At 55.0% G+C, this 20,774-nt stretch carries 22 protein-coding genes and 2 pseudogenes; 20 read left to right on the top strand and 4 right to left on the bottom strand.

The features are described 5' to 3' along the window. Window positions 1–9: 9 nt before the first annotated feature. The 13 genes from AC4EYZ_RS08190 (at window position 10) to AC4EYZ_RS08130 (ending at window position 12,280) form a co-directional block, all read left to right on the top strand. Complete coding sequence (locus AC4EYZ_RS08190; RefSeq protein ID WP_490204217.1) at window positions 10–3,693, top strand: ATP-binding protein; 3,684 nt, start codon at window positions 10–12, stop codon at window positions 3,691–3,693. After that, entirely contained in the window at window positions 3,690–4,331 is a 642-nt protein-coding gene (locus AC4EYZ_RS08185) for a condensin complex protein MksE (RefSeq protein WP_241697400.1), read from the top strand. Before AC4EYZ_RS08190 ends, AC4EYZ_RS08185 begins: the two co-directional genes overlap by 4 nt. Continuing rightward, window positions 4,328–5,572 carry a DUF445 domain-containing protein gene (locus tag AC4EYZ_RS08180; protein WP_474191340.1) on the top strand — a complete coding sequence of 415 codons (1,245 nt, stop codon included), beginning with the start codon at window positions 4,328–4,330 and terminating at the stop codon, window positions 5,570–5,572. The genes AC4EYZ_RS08185 and AC4EYZ_RS08180 overlap by 4 nt, the downstream gene beginning before the upstream one ends. A gap of 2 nt (window positions 5,573–5,574) precedes the next feature. Continuing rightward, entirely contained in the window at window positions 5,575–6,456 is an 882-nt protein-coding gene (locus AC4EYZ_RS08175; RefSeq protein WP_474191339.1) for a DUF7281 domain-containing protein, read from the top strand. Window positions 6,457–6,630: 174 nt separating this feature from the next. Beyond that, window positions 6,631–7,119 carry a hypothetical protein gene (locus AC4EYZ_RS08170; protein WP_474191338.1) on the top strand — a complete coding sequence of 163 codons (489 nt, stop codon included), beginning with the start codon at window positions 6,631–6,633 and terminating at the stop codon, window positions 7,117–7,119. A gap of 179 nt (window positions 7,120–7,298) precedes the next feature. Then, on the top strand, window positions 7,299–7,829 hold the full coding sequence (locus AC4EYZ_RS08165; RefSeq protein ID WP_474191337.1) for a hypothetical protein: 531 nt from the start codon (window positions 7,299–7,301) through the stop codon (window positions 7,827–7,829). 34 nt (window positions 7,830–7,863) lie between these two features. Next, window positions 7,864–8,232 (top strand): cupin domain-containing protein, encoded by a 369-nt coding sequence (locus AC4EYZ_RS08160; RefSeq protein ID WP_474191336.1) that lies wholly within the window; start codon window positions 7,864–7,866, stop codon window positions 8,230–8,232. Between the two features lie 102 nt (window positions 8,233–8,334). Beyond that, the gene (locus tag AC4EYZ_RS08155; protein ID WP_474191335.1) at window positions 8,335–8,829 is read left to right on the top strand and encodes a GNAT family N-acetyltransferase; all 495 of its coding nucleotides are present in this window, start codon (window positions 8,335–8,337) and stop codon (window positions 8,827–8,829) included. Further along, window positions 8,826–9,113, top strand: coding sequence for an MBL fold metallo-hydrolase (locus AC4EYZ_RS08150; RefSeq protein ID WP_490204216.1), 288 nt, complete (start codon window positions 8,826–8,828; stop codon window positions 9,111–9,113). Before AC4EYZ_RS08155 ends, AC4EYZ_RS08150 begins: the two co-directional genes overlap by 4 nt. 32 nt (window positions 9,114–9,145) lie before the next feature. After that, window positions 9,146–9,991, top strand: coding sequence for an EamA family transporter (locus tag AC4EYZ_RS08145; RefSeq protein ID WP_474191334.1), 846 nt, complete (start codon window positions 9,146–9,148; stop codon window positions 9,989–9,991). Between the two features lie 381 nt (window positions 9,992–10,372). Beyond that, window positions 10,373–11,227: a Dimeric alpha-beta barrel gene (locus tag AC4EYZ_RS08140; RefSeq protein WP_474191333.1), complete on the top strand. Its 855-nt coding sequence runs from the start codon at window positions 10,373–10,375 to the stop codon at window positions 11,225–11,227. Between the two features lie 64 nt (window positions 11,228–11,291). Beyond that, the gene (locus tag AC4EYZ_RS08135) at window positions 11,292–11,663 is read left to right on the top strand and encodes a transposase (RefSeq protein ID WP_027957506.1); all 372 of its coding nucleotides are present in this window, start codon (window positions 11,292–11,294) and stop codon (window positions 11,661–11,663) included. Further along, window positions 11,552–12,280, top strand: coding sequence for an IS3 family transposase (locus tag AC4EYZ_RS08130; protein WP_474191342.1), 729 nt, complete (start codon window positions 11,552–11,554; stop codon window positions 12,278–12,280). The genes AC4EYZ_RS08135 and AC4EYZ_RS08130 overlap by 112 nt, the downstream gene beginning before the upstream one ends. Before the next feature lie 15 nt (window positions 12,281–12,295). On the opposite strand, the gene istB is transcribed toward AC4EYZ_RS08130, so the two are convergent. Together istB and istA are read right to left on the bottom strand one after the other, a co-directional pair. Further along, window positions 12,296–13,102: an IS21-like element helper ATPase IstB gene (gene istB, locus AC4EYZ_RS08125; protein WP_474191332.1), complete on the bottom strand. Its 807-nt coding sequence runs from the start codon at window positions 13,100–13,102 to the stop codon at window positions 12,296–12,298. After that, window positions 13,099–14,279, bottom strand: a pseudogene (gene istA / locus AC4EYZ_RS08120) (IS21 family transposase). Before istA ends, istB begins: the two are co-directional and overlap by 4 nt. Before the next feature lie 126 nt (window positions 14,280–14,405). Here istA and AC4EYZ_RS08115 point away from each other — a divergent pair. The 6 genes and pseudogenes from AC4EYZ_RS08115 to AC4EYZ_RS08090 all read left to right on the top strand — a co-directional run. Continuing rightward, a pseudogene (locus AC4EYZ_RS08115) lies at window positions 14,406–14,618 on the top strand (integrase core domain-containing protein); the annotation flags it as partial. Window positions 14,619–14,717: 99 nt separating this feature from the next. Then, on the top strand, window positions 14,718–15,416 hold the full coding sequence (locus AC4EYZ_RS08110) for a class I SAM-dependent methyltransferase (protein ID WP_474191331.1): 699 nt from the start codon (window positions 14,718–14,720) through the stop codon (window positions 15,414–15,416). Window positions 15,417–15,528: 112 nt separating this feature from the next. Then, window positions 15,529–15,936: a GFA family protein gene (locus AC4EYZ_RS08105; protein WP_474191330.1), complete on the top strand. Its 408-nt coding sequence runs from the start codon at window positions 15,529–15,531 to the stop codon at window positions 15,934–15,936. Window positions 15,937–16,180: 244 nt separating this feature from the next. Further along, the gene (locus tag AC4EYZ_RS08100) at window positions 16,181–17,143 is read left to right on the top strand and encodes a ribonuclease Z (protein ID WP_474191329.1); all 963 of its coding nucleotides are present in this window, start codon (window positions 16,181–16,183) and stop codon (window positions 17,141–17,143) included. 109 nt (window positions 17,144–17,252) lie between these two features. After that, window positions 17,253–17,531 carry a type II toxin-antitoxin system RelE/ParE family toxin gene (locus tag AC4EYZ_RS08095; protein ID WP_138800920.1) on the top strand — a complete coding sequence of 93 codons (279 nt, stop codon included), beginning with the start codon at window positions 17,253–17,255 and terminating at the stop codon, window positions 17,529–17,531. 10 nt (window positions 17,532–17,541) lie between these two features. Then, complete coding sequence (locus AC4EYZ_RS08090) at window positions 17,542–17,829, top strand: HigA family addiction module antitoxin (protein ID WP_022520034.1); 288 nt, start codon at window positions 17,542–17,544, stop codon at window positions 17,827–17,829. Between the two features lie 106 nt (window positions 17,830–17,935). On the opposite strand, the gene AC4EYZ_RS08085 is transcribed toward AC4EYZ_RS08090, so the two are convergent. Together AC4EYZ_RS08085 and AC4EYZ_RS08080 are read right to left on the bottom strand one after the other, a co-directional pair. Next, window positions 17,936–18,355, bottom strand: coding sequence for a putative periplasmic lipoprotein (locus tag AC4EYZ_RS08085; RefSeq protein WP_490204215.1), 420 nt, complete (start codon window positions 18,353–18,355; stop codon window positions 17,936–17,938). A 547-nt stretch (window positions 18,356–18,902) separates the two neighbouring features. After that, window positions 18,903–19,424: an NADPH-dependent FMN reductase gene (locus AC4EYZ_RS08080; RefSeq protein WP_474191328.1), complete on the bottom strand. Its 522-nt coding sequence runs from the start codon at window positions 19,422–19,424 to the stop codon at window positions 18,903–18,905. Window positions 19,425–20,088: 664 nt separating this feature from the next. On the opposite strand from AC4EYZ_RS08080, the gene AC4EYZ_RS08075 reads away from it, so the two are divergent. After that, window positions 20,089–20,742 (top strand): DsbA family oxidoreductase, encoded by a 654-nt coding sequence (locus AC4EYZ_RS08075; protein ID WP_474191327.1) that lies wholly within the window; start codon window positions 20,089–20,091, stop codon window positions 20,740–20,742. Window positions 20,743–20,774: the final 32 nt, after the last annotated feature.

Raw genomic sequence — 20,774 nt, 5'->3', positions numbered from 1 at the left:
GGACACGGCATGGCCCACCTGCTACGCATCGTGATGATTCACGGCCACCTGGAAGGCGTGGTCGAACTGAGTGTGGACGGTCACACCAATATTTGCGGCACCAACGCCTCCGGCAAAACCACGCTACAGCGCCTGGTACCGGTGTTCTACGGTGAATTACCCAACAAGGTCGTGCCCAAGACGCGCATGAAGTTCGACGCGTTCTACCTGCCCCACCGCAACAGCTACCTGGTGTACGAATACCGCCGCGAAGCGGGCAACATCTGCCAGGCGGTGCTGACCCGAAAATCGGAAGGCGGTGTGGAGTATCGCTTCGTCGCCGCGCCTTACCGGCCAGAAGATTATCTGGTGGAGGGGGAGGGTGGCGCCGTGGCGCTGGAGTACGCCCAGTGGTTGGGTGTTTTACGCCGAGAAAATATCTCTTTCTCATCCAAGCTTACTGCTACTTCCGAATACCGCGCGGTGATCCAGAACGACTTTACCCCCACGCCCGGTATCATGCCCCACGGCAATCGCAAGGATGCCCTCAAGCTGCGCCAGCTGGCCGCGCAGTTCAGCCTGGTCAAGCCCGAGCACCGTATCCGCCATATCGAAAAACTGGTCTCGGCGGTGCATGCCAAAGAGGGCAAGATGGACACTCTCAAGACCATGCTGGCGGCGATCTTTGAAGAGGACGGCGTCGAGCTGCCCGTGACCCGCATCCGCAGCGCCAAGGCGAGGGAGTGGATTGATCAGATGCGCCAATCCATGCGCCTGGAGCCGCTGCAGCGTTCGCTTGCCAAGCTGCACGACGTTGACCGCGAGTTGGCGGATGTGGAGGCGGCACTGTGGCAGCTGAAACCGCAGCTGGAAGCCGACCGCCACCGCATCGAGCGCACCTTGGCCGATGCCGAAGCCGAGATGGGCACGCGGCAAGAGGCCTTCGACGCCGAGAAAAACGCCTACGAGGCGGCCCGGGATGACCTGAATGAGCAGCTTAGCGAGCTGGAAAGCGGCCTCAAGCAAACCCAGCGCGACCTGAGCGACCTGCAGGCGCAGTTTGAAGCCTATGAGGCGGCGGACATGCCTGCCCTTGAGCGCGACCTCAACGCGCTGCCCCAAAAACGCGAGCAGTTCGAGCAGTTAAAAAGCCATTTGACCGCCCTGCAAGAGGCCGTGCAGGCAAGTCAGGCCCGCAAGGAAGAGCGGCTGCGTGAGCTGGGCGAAGCGCTGGCCCGTCAGGGCGAAGAAATTCAGGGGCTGGTCGATGCCCTCAACGAAGAAAAAGCTGCGCATCAGGAAGCCCACTGGGAGGCCCAGCGCCACCTGGACGCCCGCTACCAGACCCAGCGTGAAGAGGCGGAAGCCGATTTTCAGGAACGCCTCAACCAAGGGGTTGAACGGCTGGCGGCGCTGAAAGCTGCGCTTAGCCACAGCGGCCCCACGGCGGAGGAAAGTGAAGAAGCCACCCTGGTTCAGGCGCGGATCGACCAGGCGCAAAGCGACCACAACGCCGCCAGCAGCCAGCGGGAAAGCCAGCGCCGCGAGCTGGATAGCCTGAAGCGCGAACGCGATAACGCCGAACAGGCCCACGCGGATGCACGCCGAACGCTTACTCGCGCCCAGCAAACCAGCCAGGCGCTGCACCGCCAGCGCGACCCCGCGCAAGGCTCGCTACGGCATTTCCTGCGCTATCATCTGCCTGAATGGGAACAGCGGCTGGGTAAAGTGATTGCCCCTGAGTTGCTGGAACGCCGTGACCTGTCGCCGACCTTGACGGAGCAGCCCAGCGACGACCTTTACGGCCTGGTGCTGGATACCCACCTGATTGAGCCGCCGGACTATGCTCAGGATGAAGCCAGCCTGCTGGCCGCCATTGAAGCGGCGGACGACGCCGTAGTGCGCGCCGAGGCCGAACTCGGCAACTGCGAAAAGCAGCTCAAGCGGCATAACGAGCGTGTCCAGGCTGCCGAGGAAGCGCTAAGCCAGGCTCAACTGGCGGTGAAGCGCGCCGATGAGGAAGTCGAATACGCCCAGGAGGCCCGCCGCCAGTGCCAGGCGCGCCATGCCCAAGCGCAACGCCAGCGCCAGGCCGACCACGAGGCCGCCCTAGAGGAGCAACAAGCGCAGCAGCAAGCCCTGCGCGACGAACGCCAGATCGCGCTGGACAAGCTCAACGCCGCCCATCAGGCCGAACTGCTGGAGCTAAAAGCCGATGCGCAAAGCCAATTGGATAGCATCGACCGACAGGTTCAGCAGTACAAGGCCCAGTTCACCGAGCAGAAGGCTGAGCACAAGCGTCAATGCGAAGAGCTGGAGCAGGCGTTCGACGAGGAATTAAAGGCTCAGGGCGTCGACCCGGAAAAACTGCGGGATACCCGCACCCGGCTGCAGCAATTGGACGAACACATCCGCCGCACCGCCGCCCGTCAGGACGAGCTGGACGCCTACAAACGCTTTATGCGGGTGAGCTGGGGGCAGCGCAAGCCAGAGCTGGTCGAACAAGAAGGACGTTTAAGCCGTGAGATAGACGCCGCCCAGCGTAAGCGCGAGGCGCACCAGCAGGCCTTCAAAGCCACCAAGGCGGCCCACCAGCAACACGTCGCGGCGTTTGAAACCAAGCGCCGCGAAAGCCATGAGGTGCTCAACGACCTCAAGCCGCTGCTCAAGCAGCTCGATGAACTCACCCTGACCTCGGACGCCACGCCCCAGCAGGAGGCCCCAGGCGATGTCACCGAGCGGCTGTCGCGCACCCGCCAGGCACTCTCGCGTCGGGCCCAGGAGCGCGACACGCTGCGCAAAGGCTGCCAGGAGGCGGAAAGCCAGCTGATAAAAGGGGCCAGCACCAGCTTTGTCGATGCGCTGGAAAGCGAGCGCGCGCAGCTTGCCGACCCCGACGACCCGCGGGCGCTGCTGCCGTTGCTCGGCGGCATGCTCAAGTTGCTGGAAGACCAGCAGCAACAGCTGATTCAGCAGGGGCGCAACCTCAGCGACGACCTGGACAAGTTCTTCACCGTGTTCCGCGACCTCAACCGTCGCATCAGCGCCCAGAGCAAGCGCCTCTCGGATGAAGTGGCCGACGACCTGCGCCTGGATGGCATCAGCAAGGCCGAGGTGCGCATTCAGTCGACCATCGACGAACTCGGCTTCTGGGAGCCGCTCAAGCTGTTCGCCCAGCGCTACAAGGCGTGGCGCGACTCCGAGCAGACCTTGCCCAGCGACGACTACCTGAACGCCCTGGCGGACGTGGTCGATTTGCTGCGCAGCGACCAGCAATACAGCTTTGAAAGCCTGCTGCGCCTGGAGCTGCACCTCAACGAAGGCGGCACCGACCTGGTCATCAAGAACGACCGCCAACTGCTCGAATCGTCCAGCCACGGCATGGCGTATCTGATTCTGTGCAAGTTCCTGCTGGCCTTTACCCGCCTGCTGCGCGGCCGGGCGGCGATCGCCATCCACTGGCCCATCGACGAAATCGGCACGCTGGCTTACCACAACGTCGAAAAGCTGTTTGACGCCTGCGACAGCAACCAGATTCATATTGTCGGCGCCTTCCCCAACCCGGAGTCCGACGTGCTGCTGCTGTTCCATAACCGCTACCTGATCGACCGCGACGCCGACGACCCCGCCAAACGACGGTTGAAACGCATCGAGCCCCGCCAAAGTCGCCTGGCCGAACGGCTCAAAGCCCGCCATGAGGAGGTGCCGGTATGAGCGATATGAGTCTTCTACCCCATGGCCCGCTGCTGGAGCGGCTGCTGGCGGGCGAGTTTATCTGCGCGGTGAGCGATGAAAGTGCCTTCAAGCGCCTCCAGGATGACGCCACGCGCGAGGCCATCGACAGCTACCTGCGCCCGCTCAACCGCCGCGTGGCCAGCAGCCAGGAGGAAGGCGTGTATTTTCTCGCCTGGCGTCAGTTGGATGACAGCGCGCGGGATCAGCTCGCCCGCCAGTTGGGCGACACCGTCAACAGCCTGCTGCCGCTGCTGGAATGGCTACAGCTGGTGCAGGAAACCCTGGGCCGCGACAGTGTGCTGTCCCCCGGCGATGTGCTCAAGCCCGGCGAGCTACAGGCCAAAAGCGAGGATAACCCCAGCCTGCGCGAACGTATTGAACGCCTGGCTACCGACAGCTTCTTCGGTTCCCAGAGCGACCAGTTGGACGCCCAGGTCAAGCAGGTGTTCAAGCGGTTAAGAGAGCACGGCTACCTGCTGCAGCCTCACGGCGACCGCCAGGTATTCCTGGTCACTGGCAAGGTCGACTACCTGCTCGAACTAGTGCGCTTTATCCGCGATGAAGAGCACCTGCCGGTGGACGACGAGGGCGAGGATACCCAGGAGGCGCTGCTGTGAACGATGCGGAAACGCCGGGGCTGGAAAGCCGCCTGATCACTACCGGGGTAGAGCGCCTGGCCCTGTTGGGCCGCCACGCCGAGGCGCTGATGCAGGGCTACACCAACGACCAAGTCCCCCTGGAAGGACTGAGTCATACCGCGCTGCGCAAGCTGCTAAGCGCACGGATAGTCTGGCATCCTGACGAGCAGGGCGGCCTAAAGCTGACCCCCAAAGTCCGCGAACTGATCGCTGAGATGGTGGCCGATGAAGCCCGGCGCCACGTCAACGCCGACGTGGCCGAGGCGCTGGAGCTGATCCGCAGTCTGATCCAGAGCTATCGCGATTCCAGCAGCCGCGGCGACTACTGGCAGCAGGAGCAGCAACTGTTGCGCCTGCGCCAGGCGGTAGATGACATGAACGGCCGCTTTGCCGATGCCATCGACAGCCTGTGGCAGCGGCTCAACAGCGACTTTGGATTTGTCAGCCAGCTCAATGACAAGGTGCGCGAAAACGACCGCGCGCAAAAGCAGGTGGTCCGCCTGCTCGATGGGCTGGCGCTGATCGACTTTGACGAGTTGATCGAACTGGTGGGCAGTGACGGCACGCTGCGCAAGGTGTTGATCAGCCAGCTGCAGCAGCAGCTCAGCCAGCACTACACCAGCCTGCGTGAAGTACAGCACCGCCTGATCGAGTTGATGGCGCGTTTTCGCCGCATGCAGGCACGCAGCCGCCTGGTCTCAGGCATGGCCGCCTTCCTGCGCGAACACCCCGGTTTCACCCCCGGCAACTACGCCCGCCGCAGCGAGGTGCCCGCGCTGTTCAATCACGCAGCACCCCTCACCGCCGCCGGGGCCGTGGCGCTGGACCGCGCCCAGGACATGCCCACCCTCAGCGCGCTGCTGGAAAATGTGCCCACGCCGTTACGTTCCGCCCAGTCGGTCACCGCGGCACGCCCGGCGGAACACGTCGAAGACACGCTCTTCGCCGCCCGCCAGCAGGCCCTCAAGGATGACGTCGAAACCTTCTACCTCAACGTGGTGGACCGAGCCGAGCAAGCCCCCATCAGCGCCCTGGACTACCTGAACCAAAGCGAGCTGCAGTGGCCTCCAGAAATCTGGCTGTTCCAGGTCATCGCCGAGCACCAGGGCCTGCCGCACAGCGAGCAGCGCGCGTTTCATCTTCATCAGCAGGAAGAGCGGGCGAGCGCCTTCAATGATGTGAGGCTGATCCGCGATGTTTCGTTAGGCCTGGCGGTGTAACGATGAATGACCAGACACTCACGGCCAAGGTCTACAGCAAGCTAGGCGACGTGGACCGCCAACTGCGCAAGCAGTCATGGGTCGACAAGAAGCGCAGCCAGCAGTGGGTAACGGACTTCCTTCACTGGTGTGATGAGCAACACATTGAGCTTGGCTCAATGGTTAACCATCAATCCCTGCGTTTTGACCGCGCCCTTATCCAGCAGGTGAATGCCGCGCTCGAAAGCCAACGGCTGACTACCATTGGGCAATGGCAAAGCGGCTTGACGAGTGCGGCGCAAGCGGAGCAGGGGGTCAATGAAGATAAAGCCAACCGCGAAGGCCCGCGCGCCCAGCGGGTGCTGGTGAACACGCCTGCCAGCCCACCCGCTTGGCTGTCGGCCCAGCCGCGCTCCATGCATGATGTCGACTGGCGAGACATAAACCTTGACCAGTGCGACGTGCTTATCCAGGTCGAAAACCTGGACAGCTTTTACTCCTTTTCACCGCAAATCCCCGCGCTAGGCGACCACCCACAGCCATTGGTGGTGTACCGCGGCGACAGCCACTACGGCGGCGCTTTCAAGCAACTCGCCAGCGCCTGGAATGCGACCCAAAAGCCACACTTCTACGCAGGCGACTTTGATGTCGAAGGCCTCGGCATCGCACTTTCCAGCGGCGCCTCTCACCTTCTACTCCCGTCGCTGGAATCGCTCACCGAGCAGGCCACCACCTTCCACGACCCTGCCAATCAACTCGAACACCGCCCACGCCTGCAACGCCATCGCGACCAACTACCCGCCGCACATCCGCTACAGCCGTATCTAACGCTACTACTCGACCAGCAGCGCGGGCTAAGGCAGCAGTGGTTGGGCGAGTGGTTGGAGCGCGTGGCGCTGGTGTGATGATTGAGACCGGCAAAACGAGAAGGCACACGAATTCTGGCTATGCTGCCAAAATTGGCTTTTCTTTCATAAGAATCAATGGGGTAGAGTCAAATGGGTTGGCTGCAAAATCCCAATGATTGAGGTTTTGCAGCGGGGAGTAGATGCACTGTTAACACTACAAGGATGGACGAAGTGGATTTAGATGGTTTCGGCTATAGTATTTTGGCTTCAGTAATCGCAAGTATAATCTTTGCCATAGCAGCGAAATTAAGCCTACAGCAATGGAAAAAAATTGGAATTAGCTTGTCTGGGCTTTTGGCGATTATAGCCGTTGCAACACCAATGGTGTTCATGGGGATTACGATAACTAAGCAAGTCCAAGAAAGAATTGAAGTAGGTGATGCTCAGGAGGTTCTAGATACCTATCTAAGAGGGCATTACCCTGATGATTTGAAAGATGGGTATGATCTTGAGGTTTTGGAGGTGAAAAGTAGGATGTTCATTGCCTTTATGTATCCAGGTAATCAAGGCTACCCTAGCTATCACCCTTGGAGTAATGAAGAGTTTACTGTAAAGATTCAGGAACATTTAAATGACCATGGTTACCCTGGTCGCCCAATGTGGAGCTATCAAATGAAAACCTATTCTAGTGAAGAAATGCTCCAGTTCGGTGGTGAATAAAAGTGCTAACAAACGCGTAAATTAGGACGCTCGCAAGCTCGCGCCTATTACGCGGACGTTAAAAGGGGGAGAGCATGTCAGATACACGGACACTAGCAAGCCCGCATTCCTTGATATGGCACTACTACGAATGCCTACAGCGACAGATAAGACGAGTGCCTACGGACGAGCCTGATCGGGTGCAGAAGCAGGAGCTCGCACTTGCACTTTTCCTTGCGGTGTCGGTGGTGGAGACGTTCATCAATGCGTTCTTCCGCGTGGTTGTCGAAGAGGACGGGTTTCGGACTCACAGAGATCGGGTGTTGAAGGATATCGAGAGACGTCGTTCATTGGATGCGAAGATCAAGAAATGGCCTGAAAATGTGCTGGGAGTTCGATTGGATGAGTCAACCGCGAACGTGAAGCGATTCCTGGATCTCAAGAATCACAGGAATGCACTCATGCATTTCGTTTCCTCGCATGAATCAATTGAATTGCCTGGCCCTTTGTACGTCCATGGCATGGCTGATATGTCTGCCTTCCAAGCGCTCTCGCTCGAGCAAGCGGTAGAGTACCCTGAAATCATTAGACGCTTCGTGTTTGAGATATTCTTGGCGCGAGGGATAACGGAAGAGCGCTTGCCGCACGCTTTTCACCAATGGTTTGGCGAGCCGCCTTCTAACCATGCGCTCCAGCCGACGGCGGTTCGTAATGCGGCCCGCCGCGACTGAGCGCAATGTTAGCGAGACAACAGGGGGCATACCAATGCAGTCAAACGTAGTTAATTTAGCCGAAAAATTCAGAAAGTTTTCTGAGTACTGGTCGCCACGTGTGGTCGCTGAAATGAACGATTATCAGCTCAAACTGGCAAAGTTTCAGGGCGATTTTGTGTGGCATGACCATAAAGATACGGACGAGGTTTTTCTGGTTGTCAAAGGTGCAATGGGCATCGAACTCCGAGGCGGCACTGCTCATCTATCCGAGGGCGAAATATATGTAGTGCCCAAAGGGGGGGGGGAACATAGACCCTTCGCTGAAAGTGAGTGTCATGTTCTTCTAATTGAGCCCCGAGGAGTGGTGAATACCGGAGACTCTGGCGGAGAGCTCCAGGCAGAAAATGATGTCTGGGTATAGTGGCATGCCGTCTTTAGCTAACAAGGCCAAGCACGGCGATGGCGTTTACGTTGCGGCTTCTCCTCCATTACAAAGCCGCGCGTGCTGAATGGCGTTAACCATATGAAAACAACTCTACGAGCACCAGAACAAACCGATTACGACACCATCGCGTCTTGGATCACTGATGGTAAAGCCTGTTCTCGCTGGGCGGGGCCATCCGTGCCGTTTCCCTTTGCAGCAGCCAATTTGCCTGAGGTACTCGCCGTAGAAGGTTGCTCAAGCTATTGTTTAGCCGATATCGATAACCACTGCATTGGTTTTGGGCAGTTCTGGCCTGGAAAGCAGGGCGCTGTGCATATCGGCAGGATTATTATTTCGCCTGAGGCGAGAGGGAATGGCGCAGGCCGATTGCTTTGCGAAAAGCTGATAGCAAAGTCCAGAGAAACAACAGGCGCGTCGACGGTGACGCTGCGCGTCTATCGAGATAACCATGCTGCTCGTTCTTTATATTCAAGTCTTGGCTTCTCCGTCATCACGTCAGAATCCACAGATGACTTGTTGTTCATGAGTGCAACGGCCAATGAGGTTGCAAGAGAGATCACGAGCAAACTATGAATTTACTCTTCCTAGGCACCTCCGCCGGTGTCCCCACCAAGCAAAGAAACGTCGCCGGGGTCGCGTTGCGCGAGAGCAAGGGGAAGGGCTGGTACCTGATCGATTGTGGTGAGGGCACCCAGCATCAGGTTTTGCACACGAAACTGTCGTTCCATTCGCTGAAAGCCATCTTAATTACCCACGTGCACGGCGACCACTGCTATGGGCTGCCGGGCATACTGGCGAGTGTGGCCACATGCGTGTATAGGAATTTGGACTATGCTGGGAAAACTAGTTTTTCTTAACGTAGCATCCTGCCGCTCAAGGATACGATGACATGAGCCTAGAAATAACAATGGTTGTACTGCTCGCTGCCATCTTTAACGCCAGCTGGAACGCGATCGTTAAAGTAAGTGGTGATAGGATCGCCGTCCTGGCGGTGATCACCCTGTTGGGCAGTCTCGTTTCTGCACTCGCCTTGCCTTTCGTGGCGCTCCCCGATCCTGCCAGTTGGCCGCTGCTTGGCTTGGCCATCTTGATTCATACCGCATATCACTTTTGCCTGCCCATGGCTTACCACTATGGCGATTTCGGCCAGGTCTATCCCATAGCGCGTGGATCGGCGCCATTACTTGTTACCCTTGGCGCAGCCGCATTCGCTGGCGAGATGTTGGGGTTTCTCCCGTTGCTCGGCGTGCTGTTTCTTGGGGTGGGCGTGATGTCGTTAGCCTTTGATACCAGCACCGGTATTACCAAAAATCCCCGTGCTATTCTCCTTGCACTCGGCACAGGTGCTTTTATTGCTTCCTATACTCTGGTGGGCGGCCTAGGTGCACGACAAGCTGGCTCAGTGCTCGGCTTTGCGGTTTTATTGACCCTCGGTAACGGCTTGCTGACGTTTGCTATTGCCCTGATATGGAAAGCCAAGGAGATAAAAAGAGTTATATCCAGCAATTTGGCACCCGCGGTTGTAGGCGGTGGAATGCAGGTCGGTGCGTATTGGATCGTTATCTGGGCCATGGCCTACGCCCCTCTTGGCATGGTCTCGGCTTTACGAGAAACCAGCGTATTGTTCGCCGCACTGATTTCTACCATCATTCTGAAAGAAGGCTTCGGCGTATGGCGGTTTGTTTCTTCAGGCCTCATCGCTTGCGGTATTACGTTGACACGCTACAAGCCTTAATGAATGCTTCGTGCCACTAATATTGCTTATCAGCTTCGCGATCGCCAAACATTTCGAACACCAACAGCGGCCTCTCAGTTAGCTTTAACCTTGCTCAGCTTGGTTACGCTTACCCATAAAATCGAAGCGACTCTTTCACTGTGATAACAAGGCCTGTTCCGTAATATGCCATCGTCTAAATGCTCATTGCCATGAGATGAGTGTTGTTAGGGCAGGCACGCGAATTTTGGGTATGCCGCCAAAGTTTGCTTTGCTCTCAGGGGGATCAATGAGATAGAGTCAAATGAGGTGGTTACATAACCTCAGTGACTGCGCCGAGACGTTTATTGAGGTCATGGGGCCTTCCGTATAATTACTGCTAGGCTTGAGTATGGAATCGAAATGAATATGCCCTTCTCAATTGATAAAGAGTCATTCAGTAAATCCTTAGAAGAGGCTGGTATAAGAAAAGTAGCTTTTGTTTTCCACCTGACAGTTAAAGATCTAAATGGCTATAGTAAGTTTTTGAAAGAGAGTGAAAATAGCTTCAACAGCAAAAGGCTGTTTCGAGTTAAGGCTGACCCTGTTGCACGAGAAGGGATGTGGATAGATGAAATTATCATCGATGAGTTTCCATCCACCCAAGCGGCTTTCAAGTTTCTTTCGACCTTCGATGAAGCTCTAGATCAGGTTTGCGCTGAGCATACCGTCCTTGCAATCAAACCAGAACCATCAGTGCTTTTTTCTATGGTTAAGGTTGTCTCTAGTGCTGTTAGGTTGTTCAAAGGTGTCACCGACAAAGGAATCCCTACAGCTACATGGAAAGCTGAGAATGACGCAGTCTGGCCCGATGAGAATCAAATGAAAGTAGCAAGAGCCCAAAATCTTGACGAGCCTCTTTTTGTTTACAATTTGAATAAATATAAACCGAAAGCCGAATATAATAATTCTTACGAGGTCACTAAAGGTATTAGCGGCAAACAGGCCTATGACCGCTACTCCAAAATTGCGGGATTTGAATTGCTGCGAAGGGGCGCATATCCAGTTTATGGTGGAAAGCCCCTTGGGTTATTCAGCAGTGACAAGGAGTGTATGCTAGTTAATTACTGGGACCATTTCATATTTGTACGCTATCCTCAGCGCCGTAACCTTCTGGCCACCATTGAGAGCGAAGAATTTCACAAAGGTGAAGTCCATCGCGACGCTGGGTTGGAACGAGTCGCAATTTTTATGGCAAAACCTAACAAGAAAAATTAACTCGGATTGGACTTCCCCCAGTTCAGTGGACACGCATCGATAACTCCTCAGGAGGAGAAATACGATGCCGGAGATGATCACGGGGAAGAAAACTCAGCAGTACAGCACTGAGTTCAAGGTCAAAGCGGTGGAGTGGAGTCACCAGGCCCACCGGAGTGTGAAAAGCGTCGCCGAAGCGCTGGATATTCACCCTTTCATGCTGTCACGCTGGCGTAAGGAATACCGAGAGGGAAAGTTCGCCATGAAACGGGTAAAGAAAGCGCCAGCAGACGCCAAGAAGAAGATCCAGGAACAGGATGAGGTTGCCCGCCTGAAACGCCGGATATCGGAGCTTCAGGAGGAAAACGACATTCTAAAAAAGTTTCAACGTTTTCAGGCCGAGGAACGACGGAAGCGTTCCGGTTCATCTGGAAACACCGACGAGACTACAGTGTAAAAGCGCTGTGCAGACATCTGAAGGTGTCGCGATCTGGATACTATGCCTGGGCCAACCGGGAGCTCAGCAAGAGAGCCACTGACAAGGCAGACTTGTTGTTGAAGATCAGGAAGATCTACGACAACAGTAAAGGCCGTTATGGTAGTCCTCGCGTTTACCAGACGCTGCGCCGAGAAGGCCTGGTGGTCGGAGAGAATCGGGTCGCGAAAATTATGCGGGAGTGGGGCATGAAGGCCCGCTCTGCTCGTGTGTACCGCCGATTGAGGAAGCTCAGGAATGATCTGAAAGCCCTGCCAAATTATCGACTTGAGGCAGCGAGACCGACTGCGGAAAACCAGCAGTGGAGCAGTGACGTCACGTATATCAAGCTTGGCAAGAAGTACGTGTTCCTGGCGGTAGTGTTGGACCTGTACTCTCGCCGCATTATCAGTTGGCGCTTGGGGGCGAGTCTGAGAGCAAACTTTGCCAGAGCAACGTTGCGGGAGGCCTTCACAAGCCGTAAGCCGGATTCTGGTCTGTTGTTCCATACGGATCGCGGCATCGAATACCGAGCTCATAAGACACAAGCGCTGCTGATGTCAACGTCAATGAAGGATGTCCGCATTTCATCACTCTAGATTGTCCCGTTTTTATCAGTGCTCTTTTATCGGAACAGCGTCAGGTTCGTTTGAGGTGGTGTCCTCCTTCGTCGTCGGTGTCGTCACTAAGCCAGCACGTCGTTTGTCCTTCAGTCGATAGCTCTCGCCTTTGATGTTCAGGGTGGTCGAGTGATGCAGTAGCCGATCCAAGATAGCCGTGGCAATGACCTGGTCGCCAAAGATCTCGCCCCAGTCCATGAACGATTTGTTCGAGGTTAGGATCGTACTGGCCCGCTCGTAACGCCGGTTGATCAAGCGGAAGAACAGACTGGCTTCTTCGCGTGTCATCGGCAGGTAGCCCATCTCGTCCAGTACCAGCACCTTCGGGTACGTCAGTTGCTGGAGCTGTCGATCCAGGCGGTTTTCCTGTCGGGCACGCATCAGCGTGCTGACCAGCCGGTCTAACGTCATGAACAACACCCGGTGGCCAGCTTCTGCCGCCTTCACCGCCAACGCCACGGCGAGGTGCGTCTTCCCGACGCCAGGCGGCCCGAGCAGCACGACATTTTCACTACGCTCGACAAAGCTCAGGCCAGCCAGCTCACGCACGATCTTGTGGTCGATGCTGGGCTGGAAGCTAAAGTCGAACTGCTCCAGGGTCTTGATCCACGGCAGTCGGGCCTGCTTCAGACGGGACTCCAGGCCCTTCTGATGACGCCCGCCCCATTCCTGCAACAGGGCCTGTTCCAAGAACTCGCGGTAGTTCAGGTCTTGCTTACTGGCGTGCTCACAGAGGCTGTCGAGCGACGCCTGAAGGTGCTCCATCTTCAGGCGATCAAGTAGCTGTTCCAGGGCCATCACAGCACCTCCTCGTAGACGCTCAGGTCACGCTGCTGCACGGAGAGCGTCTGCTGCCACAGGGCAGCATGATGTTCCGGCACGGTGTGCCAACCTGCTTGCGGGGCCTGTAGGCGGTGATAGGCGATGGTGTCACCGGCGGCGGTGTACACCGTTAGCTCATCGTCCAGGCTGAGCCGGATCACCACCGCCTGGCCGCAATAGCCGTCGGGCACGCTGTAGCGGTTGCCACGGACTTCGATGTAGCCGTCCCAGCCGACCTGGCGAAGGTCATGGTAGCGGGTATCGAAGTCGGTGGCCGGTAGCCCCTGAAGGGCCGTCGCTTCAGCCATAAAGCGCTCCAGCGGGATTTGCCGGAACTGCCGCAGTGGCCGCTGATCGGCCACGCGCTCCAGCCACAGCGGAGCAGCTGGTTCAAGTGGGCGTAGCTCTCGAACGCCCGATAGCGCTGGAAGAAGTGCTGCTTTACGTAGCCCACCATGCGCTCGGTCTTGCCCTTGGTGCGCGGGCGTTGCGGGCGGCACGCCTTGGGCGCGAAGCTGTAATGGTTGGCCAGTTGCAGGAAGCCAGCGTTGAAGATCACGCGGTGGTCCCGGTCATGCTTGAGCACAGCAGCCTTCTGATTATCGACCAGTACGGTGCGCGGTACGCCGCCAAAATAACGGAAGGCCTGTACCAGCGCCTCGTAGGTATGCTCGGCATCTTGGCTAGGGGCCGCCCAGGCATGGAGCCGCCGCGAATAGCCCAAGGTATTAACCGCAAAATTGACCTTGCAGCGCTGACTAGCCACAACGGTCTCGGTCTCGCCCCAGTCATGTTGGAGCTGGAAACCAGGCGGGGTCTCGAAGCGGACGGTCTGCTTGCTGGGCCGCAACGACCGCTTGGGCTGGATATAGCGTCGCACCATGGTGCTGCCACCGGTGTAGCCCTGTTCACGGATCAGTTGGAAGATCACTTCGGCGTTCCAGACATTATCGGCCAGCAACTGATCGATGACGGGTTTGAAGGGATCCAGCTTGCTTGCTCGCAGCTTGGTCGGCCGCCCGGTGGGCGCCTCCTCACGGGCTAGATGGCGCCGCACGGTGCGTTCACAACAGCCAATCTGGTGCGCAATGTCCACGAGATGGGCGCCTCGCTGGTGAAGTTGCTTTATCATGAGAAAGTCCTCTCGGCTTAGCATGGCGCGATCTCTTGTGGTTTGGTCACCAACAAGGAAAGGTCATGCGGGTCGGGGGGACAATCTATTTTGATGATTTACGGACTTATAGCACCGGCGTCGACACTGAAGCAGTACCAAGTAAAACACAGCATGAACCGACCTGGTCAGTGTACCGACAATGCCGAGGTTGAATCGTTCTTCAAGACCCTCAAGGGAGAATTGCTGCACGCCACCAGCTTCGTGACGATGCGCCAATTACGGAAACATATAAAAGCCTATATTGAGGGTTTTTATAATACCCAACGGCTGCACAGTGGCCTTGGTTACCGGACTCCGCTAGAGTTCGAAGGAATCAACTGATGGGGCGTGTCCATTTTATTGGGGGAAGTCCAGATGCAAATTTCGCTGCGCTACATTTGCACCGGTTATTTGAAGTATTAGACAGAATCGGATATCTGCATGAACCAAGACGAACTTAAGGCTATTTTTGACCAACAGGCTTCTGGCTATGAACAGCGGCAAAAGAAGCTTGCGCCAGTCCATGAAGGACTTCATTTTCAGCTTGAATGGATATTGTCGGACTTGCCACGCGAGGCCCGTATACTTTGCGTCGGCTTAGGCACGGGCGCAGAGCTTTCCTATTTAGCTAATAAATTCCCAAACTGGAGCTTCACCGCCGTCGAGCCTTCTGGTGCGATGCTCGATGAATGCCGTCTAAGAGCTGAGAAAGAAGGGTTTAGTTCTCGTTGTATGTTCCATGAGGGCTATCTGGAATCTTTGCCAGATGTTGAGCTTCATGACGCAGCTACATGTTTTATGGTTTCGCAATTCATTATTGATACTGAGGCACGCTCGAACTTTTTCCGTGCTATCGCGGCTAGGCTGCACCCTGGAGGAATTCTGGTGAGCGCAGACCTCTCGTCAGAGGTTGGTTCATATGAATACAGAGCATTGCTTCAGACATGGGTAGCCATGCTGCACGCTGCAAACGTTTCTTCTGGTGCTATAGAAAAGACCCATTCAGCATGGGCGAAAGATGTCGCAATACTCCCTCCCGACGATGTTAAAGCCATCATCAGGCGTGGCGGTTTTGACTCACCAGTTCAATTTTACCAGGCAGGTTTTGTTCATGCTTGGTTCTCTAAGCGTTCGCCATAAAGTACCGTCTGACAATCCAAAGTAGCGGACATATTTTTCTTCGCTGCGCTGACAATGCAAGTATGCCCCTGCTTGGGCCATTACCTGTATAAAAGATAGAGGCTCATTACAAGTGAAGTATCCAATTACCGGCTCATGTCTATGCGGACATATCACCTACAAGCTTTCTAAACCCCCGATTGCTGTCGCCGCATGTCACTGCAAGCAATGTCAAAAGCTTTCGACGAGTGCTTTTAGCATTACTGCAATGATAGATTCAGACGCCATTGATATAAGCGGAGAAATGAATGAGTGGAGCAGGATTGCTGCGAGTGGGAATACAAGCTCAGCTAAGTTCTGCCCCGTGTGCGCTAACCACATCTACCATTACAATCCAAGCAATCCTCATCACCTAATGTTGAAGCCTTCCACGCTTTCAGATACAAGCGATATCAACCCCACCATTCACGTTTGGGTCAGTGAAAAGCAAGACTGGTTCCAAATACCAGAAGGTGTGTTGACCTATGACACACAGCCGTAGCGAGCTAACAATCCTGCCAATTAGGACGCTAGCAAGCTAGCGCCTATTGCGCGTGCCCTCTGAGTTAGGTTCGCTAATGCTTTAGCCACACATGGCGTCAGCTCAGTTTGGCGGATGTAGGTAAGCCTTGACTGTATTAATGTATGCCTAGTCATTGTATAAGCACTACTGTTTTCATTTAGCAGATTTGAAATCTGCATCCTTACCCTCAAAGCGAGTGCATAAGCGAGCGCAAGAACAAGATATGAATTTACTCTTCCTCGGCACCTCCGCCGGCGTACCCACCAAAACCAGAAACGTCTCCGGCGTCGCTTTGCGAGAGAGCAAGGGGAAGGGCTGGTACCTGATCGATTGTGGTGAGGGCACCCAGCATCAGGTTTTGCACACGAAACTGTCTTTCCATTCGCTGAAAGCCATCTTGATTACCCACGTGCACGGCGACCACTGCTATGGGCTGCCTGGCATACTGGCGAGTGCGGGAATGGGTGGCCGAAAAGCGCCACTGACCATTGTGGCGCCCGCAGGCATCAAGGCATGGTTGGAGGCCACCTGTGAGGTCACGCAGCTATGTTTACCCTTCGCTTTGGAGTTTATCGACTCGGACGAGCTGCCCAGCGTTGAGTTTGAGAGCGTTGCCGTTACCACGTTCAGGCTTTCACACCGGGCGCCGTCCTACGCTTATGGGTTTACGGAGACAAGGGTCGACGCTGCCTTGGATGTGGATAAACTAGCGCAAAATGGGATTCCAAGAGGGCCGTTGTGGGGGCAGTTGAAGCAAGGGTTTGATGTTGAGTTTGAGGGTGAGCGGTTAAAAAGCCATGAGTTCTTGATCTTCAAGCACAAGCCGAGAAAAGTGGTGATAGCTGGGGACAATGACCAGCCTGACTTGTTGAATGAAGCGTGCGCGGGGGCACAGGTGCTGGTGCATGAAGCCACCTACACCGAAGAGATGGCCCAGAAGGCTGGTGATGTCGGGCATAGCTACGCCAAGCTGGTCGCCGCGTTTGCCGAAACGGCAGAGCTTCCCAATCTGGTGCTGACGCACTTTAGCCCCCGTTACCAGCCCCACCCTCTTGCCTCGCCTTCCATTGAGGAGATCCGCCAAGAGGCCCTGCGCGTCTACTCGGGCTCGCTTTACCTGGCGCGGGATTTTGGCGAATACACCCTGGATAAAGCGGGCCACTTTACTGAAGTGGCGGGCGAGTAGTCTTTAACCTAATTGTGTTATCAACGGTAGGGACATAGCACGTTTATCGACTCTTTTTGATTTGCACCATGTTTTTGACACCTGATACGTTGCAGGGTACATTTTATAGATGATCCGAAGCTTCAAACACAAAGGCTTGGCAAAATTCTTCAAATCCGGCAGCACTGCAGGGATTCAGGCTGCGCATGCAAAGAGGCTTCGGCTTATTCTTGGTCGACTTAATGCAGCGTCAGATGCCAACGATATGGACTTGCCAGGTCTTCGCTTGCACGAACTCTCAGGTAAGCGCTCTGGAATCTGGTCAGTCACGGTTAGTGGTAACTGGCGCGTGACGTTCCGGTTCGAGGACGGAGATGCCGAGATAGTGAATTATGAAGATTACCACTGAGGTACCGCCAATGCTGATGCACAACCCTCCCCATCCTGGTGAAGTATTACGCGAGCTTTGCTTGGAGCCCCTTGGTCTTACTGTTACAGCCGCTGCGGAAGCGCTCGGCGTAAGTCGCAAAACGCTCAGTGCTGTGCTGAACGGCAAGGCCGGTATTAGCCCTGAAATGGCGGTGCGGCTTTCTATCGCGTTTGATACCTCTGCGGAAAGCTGGTTGAACCAGCAGTCCCAATACGAGCTTTGGCATGCCGAACAGCATCGCAAAGAGCTTAAAGTAAAGAGGCTGGTTGCCGCTTAAAGCAGCGGTGGTTTAAGTACACCCTGGATTAAGCGGGCCACTTTGCTGAACTAGCGGCTGAATAACTGCTTTTATCCCGCCGCTCCTTGAGTGACCACCGCTCAGGTCAGTCGCGGCAATAGCCTTCACCTGTTGCGACTACCAAGCAATCTTCCTTTTCCAATAGCCACTTCATGCCGGTGGCTTCGCCGTCGCCCGAGCGAAGCAACTGCGGGCCGTCTCCGCGGTTGAAGCTAATGCCTTCGGTGGTGGCCTGCCCTTCGAAGGTGCCGATTTGGTCGTCATCCAGGCCGTAGCGCATGTGAAGGAGATAATGTCCCGGGCCTGCAGGCTTGTCCTTGCTGATTTCCAGGAATAACCCTTCAACGCCAATCCATCGGCCGACCCATTGATCGGTAACCTGATGGTGGGGTTGGTTTTGCTCGGTTGCAGTATCTGAAACGGGCGCGTTTGATGCGGTGGTGTTGCTGTTGCTACACCCACTTATCAGCATCGTAGTGATTAGCGCTAATAATGCTTTTTTCATAGCTGGCTCCTTATCATTACTGGGTGTTGCTCAGTATAGGACGAAATGTACTTTCATCAGTTTGAACGTATTTTGGTATATGTCGATGGGCTATGTACTGCTGAGGTATTTTAAAAAGGTACACACCGGTTTGCTGGTTATGAACAGGGGTACGCCCGGTGGTTGTTTCAAACACTGCTGAATTTATTTTTGCTCGTGAGGGAATCAATGGGATAGAGTTAAATTAATTTATGAAATCACTGTTAACTAGATATCTTCAGGATTTCCCATGTCTTCAGACCCCTGGCTTCAACGTTGGTTACCTCTTATCACTGATCGAGCTGACTGCGGGCCAGTCCTTGAGCTTGGTTGTGGTGCTGACCCATATCGTGAAGAGCTCAACGTGAAGAAGCTTGTTATGGTCTGGAATAGCACATAGCCAGATCGTTCTCCAAGTGACATTTCCTTCGAGTCGCAGCGGTTTTGCCACTGGTGATGGCAGGCGCTATCAGTTTCTATAGCGCCTGTAATGACAGACTGCAGATGATTTCCTAAAAATAGAAAAAAATTAAATCTTACTTAATGTTCCAAGTAAGTCTCGGTTAAACTGCTGGTTAGTGACGATGCCCTGCTCTAAGTCAAAATTTTCGAAAAAGCTGGGTAAGGAAAGCGCGCCTATAACGGTTGCTGAAAAATAAGGAGCTGACGCTTGTGCGGAAGCTAAGACACTTTGCGCTCCACCTTGACCAGGCGAGGTAGATAGCATAAGAACGGGTTTATTTTGAAATACTTTCATATCTATTCGTGATGTCCAGTCAAATAGATTTTTATAGGCTGACGTATAAGTCCCATTGGGTTCCGCGAATGACATTACAATGACATCTGCTTCACCGATAGCGTTGTAAAAAGCATGCGCCAATTCTGGGATGCCAGACTCCTTTTCTCTCTCTTCGCTAAATATTGGCATTTCAAAGTCGTTAAGATCGATTAACGAAATATCTGCATCGCTGATTTGTTGTGCTGCATAAAAAGCCAGCTTTTTGTTAATGGAGCTTTTGCTGTTGCTAGCGCCGAAGGAAAGTACTTTCATTTTAAAATCCTCTGAGTTTATTTTTTCAAGGGTGTTGGTTTGGTTTTAGTTACACGTTTTTAATAAAAATGTTATCTGAAGCGATAAGCTTGAGTTGGCTTTGACGTAGGGCTATTCTGAAACCTCAACTAAGGTTGAGGTCAAGAGGGGCGCGAAAAATAAACTTATAGGCATTTTATTTGAGCTTGAAGAGCTTCCGAATCATACCCGTGTCACTCTTGTTGATTGGGACAAATTGGGCTCTAGGTGGCGAGGCGAGCTAAACAGGAAGATAACGCAGTTAATTGAACTGAGAGATATGATGACAGACTGCATCGGGTGTGGTTGCCTTTCTCTTGATAAGGTGCAAGCTACATTCTTGAAAGCCATGACTCCTTAATCTTCAAACACAAACCAGGGAAAGTCGTGATCGCCGCGTTTGCCGAATCAACAGAGCTGCCCACCTGGTGCTGGCGCACTTTAGTCCTCGTTACCAGTTCAACCCCCAGCGTCGGAGCCAGTAAGATGCTAAGCCGTGAGTGAGAGGCTTTTGCTTACCAACGCCGTCAATGGGTTGGAAAAAGTGCACACCTACTGGGTTGGTTGCGTTTAGGTGTTGCTTGATAAAAGCCAAGGCTTAGCGCAGTTTGTGCGCTGATGACAGAACCCAACGAGGAGATCCATCATGCAGAAGTTGAGAATTGACCTAGTGTCCGATGTAGCCTGCCCATGGTGCGCGATCGGCTATCGGCGCTTGGAACAAGCGTTAGAAACCCTTGATGGCGAGATCGACGTCGAGCTCTTCTGGCAGCCCTTTGAACTCAACCCTGACATGCCGCCTGAGGGCGAGCCGATCCTGGAGCACTTGTGCCGCAAGTACGGTAAGGATGCTGCCAGCATGGCGCAGTCCCAGCGCGAGATTATGGCGGTGGCCGAAGAGCTTGGATTAAATTTTCGTGGTGCCCAGGAGCGTCGGGCGAACAACACTTTCGCTGCCCACCGCGTGCTTGCGTGGGCTGCAACGCAGAACCTAGAGACACCCCTGCAATTGGCACTTTTCGATGCCTACTTCGGTGAGGCGAAAAACCCTTCAGACCCAGAGGTTTTGCGGGAGAAGGCCATTGAGGTTGGGCTTGATGGTGATGTTGCCGAGGCCATCGCCCGGTCTGATCAGTACGCAGACGAAGTACGCGCGGCAGAGCAGCATTTCATAGAAGCGGGTGTAAGCGCCGTGCCGGGATTCATTCTGGATGGACGTTACCTGATTCCTGGTGCCCAGCCAGCTGACGTGCTTGTCGATGCGCTTCGTCAGGTGGCCGAAGAGAACGCCAGCCGCTAATGTTTTAGTGAGATGCGGCTGGTAAGGCTGGC

The sequence above is a fragment of the Vreelandella sp. 162(4c) genome (assembly GCF_058152265.1).
This window is presented reverse-complemented; position numbering and strand designations above follow the sequence as displayed.